Origin of the sequence: Shewanella septentrionalis, from assembly GCF_025370265.1 — a bacterium.
Taxonomy (GTDB): domain Bacteria; phylum Pseudomonadota; class Gammaproteobacteria; order Enterobacterales; family Shewanellaceae; genus Shewanella; species Shewanella hafniensis.
In genome coordinates this window covers 1-6,330 of record NZ_JAMTCC010000079.1, presented here as the reverse complement: position 1 = coordinate 6,330, position 6,330 = coordinate 1, and the positions used below count along the sequence as shown (strand labels likewise).

The 6,330-nt window shown below is 47.8% G+C and carries 6 protein-coding genes; 1 reads left to right on the top strand and 5 read right to left on the bottom strand.

What is annotated here, in order from left to right; all coding sequences use genetic code 11:
* Positions 1–238, bottom strand: a 238-nt coding sequence (locus NE536_RS22205; RefSeq protein ID WP_261274042.1) for a transposase zinc-binding domain-containing protein, incomplete at its 3' end; no start/stop codon positions are given.
* Complete coding sequence (locus tag NE536_RS22200; protein ID WP_261274041.1) at positions 235–1,125, bottom strand: tyrosine-type recombinase/integrase; 891 nt, start codon at positions 1,123–1,125, stop codon at positions 235–237. The genes NE536_RS22200 and NE536_RS22205, both read right to left, overlap by 4 nt.
* 240 nt (positions 1,126–1,365) lie before the next feature.
* On the opposite strand from NE536_RS22200, the gene NE536_RS22195 reads away from it, so the two are divergent.
* Positions 1,366–1,827: a hypothetical protein gene (locus tag NE536_RS22195; protein WP_261274040.1), complete on the top strand. Its 462-nt coding sequence runs from the start codon at positions 1,366–1,368 to the stop codon at positions 1,825–1,827.
* A 320-nt stretch (positions 1,828–2,147) separates the two neighbouring features.
* Here NE536_RS22195 and NE536_RS22190 read toward each other — a convergent pair whose 3' ends face one another.
* The 3 genes from NE536_RS22190 to NE536_RS22180 are packed head-to-tail and all read right to left on the bottom strand — an operon-like array spanning position 2,148 to position 6,207.
* Complete coding sequence (locus tag NE536_RS22190; protein WP_006081899.1) at positions 2,148–2,483, bottom strand: YdbL family probable chaperone protein; 336 nt, start codon at positions 2,481–2,483, stop codon at positions 2,148–2,150.
* Between the two features lie 24 nt (positions 2,484–2,507).
* Positions 2,508–2,726 (bottom strand): YnbE family lipoprotein, encoded by a 219-nt coding sequence (locus NE536_RS22185; RefSeq protein ID WP_012587505.1) that lies wholly within the window; start codon positions 2,724–2,726, stop codon positions 2,508–2,510.
* A 13-nt stretch (positions 2,727–2,739) separates the two neighbouring features.
* Positions 2,740–6,207, bottom strand: coding sequence for an intermembrane phospholipid transport YdbH family protein (locus tag NE536_RS22180; RefSeq protein WP_261274039.1), 3,468 nt, complete (start codon positions 6,205–6,207; stop codon positions 2,740–2,742).
* Between the last annotated feature and the right edge of the window lie 123 nt (positions 6,208–6,330).

The window sequence follows — 6,330 nt, the reverse complement described above, 5'->3', positions numbered from 1 at the left end:
CAAGCCAGTCACATGTTGTGCCATGTTGGCACTGTGGGCAACTGCGATGACCGCAAGAGAGCGGAAACTCAAGCTGTTGCTCGCAGGTTTGACAATCCCAGCAACTCACCCTCGCCGTGTTGCAACGACAGCTGAGCATGGCATGGATAGCAGCATGTATTTCTGGGGTGATTTGATGGGCATAACGCCGCCGAAAATCCGCCAGATGTTGGCGTAAAATATCGATAAACTGGCTCATAACCCACACTCCCACCTCAAAGCTAAGTCGTTGGTCAGTTGGTTAATTGCCTCACAGGTATTTTTACGGGTGATATCAGTGAGCCGCGTGTAACGGGCGGTGGTATTCAGGCTGTGATGGCCAAGCAGTGTTTGCACTGAGCGCAAATCGAGTCCTTGCTCCAGTAAATGGGTGGCATAACTGTGGCGTAGACTGTGCGGGCTGATGGCTTTATGAATGTTGCACTCTAAAATGACTTGCTTCATGGCTTTTTGGAGCCCGCCTCTGTCCATGAGTGAATCAGGTTGATTATCTTTACCCGGAAATAGCCAACGAGGATGACGGTGGGTGCGCCAATAATAGCGTAAGGCTAACAAGGTGCGTTGAGGTAAAGGCACCAGTCTATCCTTGCCACCTTTAGCATCACGGATATGCACCTGCATGAGTCCTGCATCAATATCCCCGACCTGTAATGAAATCGCTTCACCAAGGCGCAATCCCATGCTGTACAGGGTTAAGAAACAGACCTGATAACGCAGTTGACGCGTGAGGCTGATAACTATCGCGACTTCGCAGGGCGTCAGGATATCGGGCAGGTGTTTCACCTGTGGAGGCTTAACAATATTAAGCCACTGCCAAGATTTATTGAGGACGTGAAAGTAGAAAAACTGCAAGCCGTTACGGTCGAGTTTGACGGCGCTCCATGAATGTGAGGCAATTAAGTCGGCAAAATAGCGCTTTAAATCATCGGTGGTCAGGGTATCGGGGCAGCAGTCAAAATATGCCGCAATACGGCGTATAGCTCGGCTATAGGCATCAATGGTTGCAGGCCGCTTGCCTTGCAAGGTTAAGTTGGTAAGATGTTGTTCATAAAGTAAATCAAAGCGTTGTTGTTCGTGAATGTCCATGATGATACTCCTAGGTTTGCGACCGAAGCTGGGCGCGTCTAGCAAGTATTTAGGATGAGGGGCAAAAGGATGGCTTTATCTTGTTCCTGCCGCAAAGCGGCTTCGTTCAACAAACGCTTCAAGACGGATTCGCAACGCTCGGTCTTTGATTTGGTTTTTGTGTTTACGGTGTAATAATTGAGTATCGTGGTAGCGTTGCTAACCACTTAAGCGGGCATTAGGCAAGAATAGGACAAACAAATGACAGCAATCTTCCCATTGCAAAATGACGTTACTTTACACCGTTCGAATTCTTACCCCACGAGCAACGCACATGCGGAGGAAATGGGCTTAACAGGAACCAAGAATAAGGAGGTTCGGGCATTAACAATTGCCGCATTTCGCGTTGCGCAGAATAACTCACAACTTTCCACAGTGATTATGAATCGTGACCTCTTACTATTTTTGCTGGCTAATAGCGATACAGCTTTAAAGTATTGGATTGAAAAGCGGTGGCTAATTGAGGTGCTGGGTGGTTACAGATTGACACCTGATGGCCTTACAGAATGTCAAAATACACTGCTTGGTTTGTCTGGTGCGTACTGCACAACTGAGCAAAAGGTTCAAGAATGGCAAGAACGTATGGTCAGCGGAGATCGCGTTGCCTGTAATCCTCACCAATTTTCTTCGGCTTATTGGAATGTAGCCCCAGAATTCAGATAATAATTTAATAAGTCACCCATTGTTAAATTTGGTTACCCAGTTTACGCCGGGGCCGATGAGATTAAGCACTGTCATGGAAGTGACCGTCCGTGACAGGGATGTCACGGTCGAGCATACACGGATGTACTTGCTGCGAGTCACTGGAATGACTGTGCTTAACTAAACTCCATCAAACAATCTAAAATCTAGATCCTCGTTCAAAGGTATTGGCCAGCAAATCATTCCCTTTATCGACCACCAACAAAAACGCCAGCTATTGCAGGCGTTTTGTTTATGTCTATTCGTTTTGCTTTTATGCGCTAGAGCGCTTTAAAAGCGGATTATTTTTTAATCCATTTGCCTTTGGCATCTTGCACATAGTTGCCTTTATCTGTGGCGGCTATGGCTTTTTCGCCGGCGAGTTTAGCGACGTCGGCGGGGGAGAGTTTGTTCTTCTTGGCGATGGTTTCGTAGTGGGCGCGACGTTTGTTATTCACGTCATCCATCACGGCTTTGGCTTCGGGATTGGCTTGCACTAATCCCAAGTAGCCGTTGGCTTGTTCGCCTAAATAGCCCTGTGATTTAGCGTCTTGAAGTGACATGGCAAAAGCACTGAGGCTTAAGACGCTGAGGGTTAATAGCAATAATAACTTTGTTTTTAGTCGGATTGATTTCATGGTGATTCCTCAATTCTTAATCAATTAGAACAGCTTATCGTCTGACAGGAGTTGATCTAATTCCTTATCCACTTTGATCCGTATCTCATGTTCAATTTTCACATTGAGATTGATAACGATAGGTTTATCCGGCGGTTCTATTTTTACTGTGGGCGCACAGCCCTGCAATGCGGCGAGTGCGAACAATGCGACAAGCGCGCGTCGGGCACCTAGGCTAACTTGCTGTAATTGAATTATCTTCACTGAGGTTTCCTTGTTACTTCACTGATTTTTCGATTCTGTCCTGCAAGTCATTACCAATTTGCAGACTTCTAAATAATTGCAGCATGTTCTCTTCATGAGAGTAATTCAAGTGAATAGGACGTTCAACCCCTTGGCTGCGGCCTTTCACTTCGACGAGTAGCTTAGCATCACCAGCTTGGTCCATGTCAAAGCTGCTTGATAATTGACTGTATTGTAAGTGTTCTAGCGTCGAAAAGACAAAATCTAGGTATGGCTGAGATTGGCGCATTTGTTCAACCGCGGGATTACCCGAAATGGCGATTAAGCCACCGGGGGCACGGGCGGCTAATTGACCGCCTGTGATCGAGACTTTGCCGTTGATTAAATCGACGGGTAATACGCCATCGAATATGCCATCGGCATAGACGCCAATTTGCGGTTGAATGCGCAGAACCTCTTCCAGACTCATGGCCTGCAGCAGCAGATACGCATGGGATTTATCCTGTAATTTCAGATTAAATTCTGGCAGCAGGAACTGACCGCTGAGTACTTTGCCTTTGGCGGTCATGGAAACATCGGTATCACTTAAGCCTGTGAGTTGCTGTATCCAATTGTCGGGCAGTTTCTCGGCATCTTTACCAAGGGCGATATCGGCTTCCACTTCGATATCGGTCAGTGGAAAGCCAGGATCAAACAGGTTAAAGGTCATCAGTATCTGCGGACAATTGAGCTTACTGAGACTGCTAAAATAGCCTTTATCCTGCGGTTTTTTATGAGACTCTTTTTTATAAGATTGACCCCAAGTAAACTCACATTGCGCCTGCAGTTTTCCTCCCTCAAAGGTGGTGTCCTTATAAAAACCTTCAAGTTCGGTCATCGACTGGGTAATTTGCATGGCAAATTGGGTCTGATCGCGCTGTTGGGTTAAATTAAACTGTGCCTGTAATTGGTTGTGACCCGTGACATTAAGCTCAGCAGGCAAGGGCTGGGTTTGATTGAGCAAGGACAGCGCCTCGGTCATGCTAGTGTCGACAACCCATTGACCCGTCAGCACTAAAGGTTTGCTTGCAGTGGCAAGGTTCAGCTTGTGTTGGCTTTGCAGCTCAACTGTGCCCACTTGCCAGTGTTCATCACCAAAGAGCGTGTTATTTTTCCAATTTAAGCTTTGTGCCAGCGTTAACTTATCTAGCTTAAGTACGGTTTCTTTACGGCTTCGACCTTTGCTGCTGAGCTGCTTTTCGATATTGAGCTGATTGGCTTGCCATTCGAGTTGATTTTGCCAAGTGGCTGTGAGCAGCGAGTCGAGTGGGGCTTCGACCTCGGGCTTAAATTCAAATGACATGGCTTTTTGGAATGCAATCGAGAAACTGCCCGCGCTCATGTCAGTTTTAGTTGTGATGCTCGTGTTTGTGCTTTTTTCAGCGCTAGCTTCTGTCACTTTCGTTTCAACAGCAGTCGTTTCAGCCTTTTTTGTATCAACAGCAGCTGTTTCAGTAACAACCGTCTGTGTGGTTTGCGAAAAATGCAGCTGCTCCAGAGCCAAGGTCAAAGGCGGTAAGGCAAGTGTGAATTGGTGTGCAATATCGGACGCGGGCACAGAAGTTTGTGCTGAACTGATACTTGAGCTGGTATTTGAGTTGCGCTGCGAGCTGACGGTAAGCGGCGCAAGGGCGTTTATTGTGATACTGCCAAGGCTCACATCGGCATGTTTAGCCGCATTGTTATCTTGAGCGCTGAGCTGTTTAAGCTCGCCCACAGTGAACTGCAGCGTGTCGCCGGCATTTTGCTGTGTTTGGGTGGCAGCGCCGATAGGCGTGGTAATGAATTGCCAGTCGGTTGAGCTTGGTGTCCGATTAAAGCTCAATCTGCCCGCAGTGGTTAACTGGCTGCTATTCCAGCTGAGATCTTGGGGCGTATTCGCCCACAATTCAGATAATTGCAGTGAGCTGGTTTGTTTAGCGTTAAGGCGCCAATCTGTTTGGAAGGACAGCGCTTCGGCGGACTTGACCACTTCAACATTGGCCAAATCGATTTGGGTATCGAGTTTACTGCCTAAGGTTTTTAGCTCAATTCGGGGAAGTTTGAACCTAAGCGGCTTATTATCAAGCGGCTCATTCTTAAGCGGTTGACTCTGTGCATCTAGCTGGATTTGAGTCAGCGGATAATGCAGGGCTTCACTTAATGTCAGCGCGATCCCCACTGGTGCATCTGTGCTTTTGAGCCCAGATAGCAGCTTAGCGATTTGACCTGCTGTTTGACTTGCAACTTGTTCCGGCGCTTGCTCCGAAGCGGGCTTGGCTGCCGAGTTGGATGGAGGCTGAGTTAAAGGTTTAGCCAGCGTCTCATCGAGCAGCTGCATCAATCGCTGTTGCTGCGCTGCATTGGGAGTCAAGGCTAAGGTCAAGGGCTCAAGGCTTAGGTCAAGTTCGGCTAAATGCCCAGCAATCTTAAATGCGAGCTCAGGTTTAGGCGCAAGTTCTAGCGCCGCCAACTGATTAAAGGTCAGCTTAGGGTCAATTAACTGGTGCTGGCTGATAAGCTCGCCCGAAGTTAATGTAATACGGCTGTCGGACACTAATTGACCTTGTAGATCGATCGCTAACGCTTGCCATTCTTTATCAAGTTCCGATAACGGACTCAGCACACTGTCTTGCGTTTGCCTCAGGCTGATTTGATGCAAGCTCGCAAGCAGCGGCGCGAGTGCAATTTGACTTGCCAATTGCCACTGTTGGGCGGCGAGTGTGGCTTTAAGTGTGGCGATGCTTTCACCTGCGTGGCTAAACTCGCTGTTGATTTCCCCCGCGCCGTTAAGGCTCAACTTGTCCATCACCAAACGATAGGCGGGTAAATCATTTTGGGTGTCGAGATGGTGAGCTTTGAGAATAAGGCTGGTTTTACCGATATCGATGAGGGGTAACGATTTGATATCTAAGGCCAAGGCGGGGCCTTGTTCATCGATGGCATTTCGATTGGGTAAAAATAGCGATTGCCCTAACTCGACTTCAATATCACCTGTGGAGATTTGGGTGATTTTTTGAGTGAGGTAAGCAATTTGGCTGAACTGTTTCAGCTCGGCAAAGCTCTGCGGCCAGTCAAGTTTTAGCTGGATACTCACATCATTAAGCGTGATATGGCTGTCATGCACCCTAAGATTGGCAGAAGTAATGCGCCAATGTTCTAACTGACTTTTCCCTAATTCAATGTCAATCAGTTCGCTGTCCATGCCTACGAGGGCAAAGTTTGCCACCTGCATAATCAGTTTTTCAGCCTGGGTATTCACAATCCACACAGTTAACGCCACGCCCGCCAAGATGCCCGTTAAGCTGGTCGCCAATAAAGTCTTTTTTAGGGGGAATTGACGGCGGCTTTGTGTTGCTACAGTGGCATCCGTTCCAGAACCTGCAGCACCTCTGTGAGGGCCAGCGGAAGTCTCCGTTGCCTCGTGTTGAGGTGTCTCGCTATCAGAAGCACTGCTACGGCTTGGCTTGTTGTGGATTGGCATTGGGTTCGACTTCTTTCCTTATTCACTGAGCCCTGATCAAACTCGTGCCTTAGCATTGCACAAATACACTCACGCCTGCTTTGCATCGGCATTTTTGCTGAGGTACTTTTTTAGCAACCGTCT

Coding starts and splice junctions, on each gene's coding strand:
- NE536_RS22200 (WP_261274041.1), bottom strand. CDS start 1,125: ATGGACATTCACGAACAACAACGCTTTGATTTACTTTATGAACAACAT.
- NE536_RS22195 (WP_261274040.1), top strand. CDS start 1,366: ATGACAGCAATCTTCCCATTGCAAAATGACGTTACTTTACACCGTTCG.
- NE536_RS22190 (WP_006081899.1), bottom strand. CDS start 2,483: ATGAAATCAATCCGACTAAAAACAAAGTTATTATTGCTATTAACCCTC.
- NE536_RS22180 (WP_261274039.1), bottom strand. CDS start 6,207: ATGCCAATCCACAACAAGCCAAGCCGTAGCAGTGCTTCTGATAGCGAG.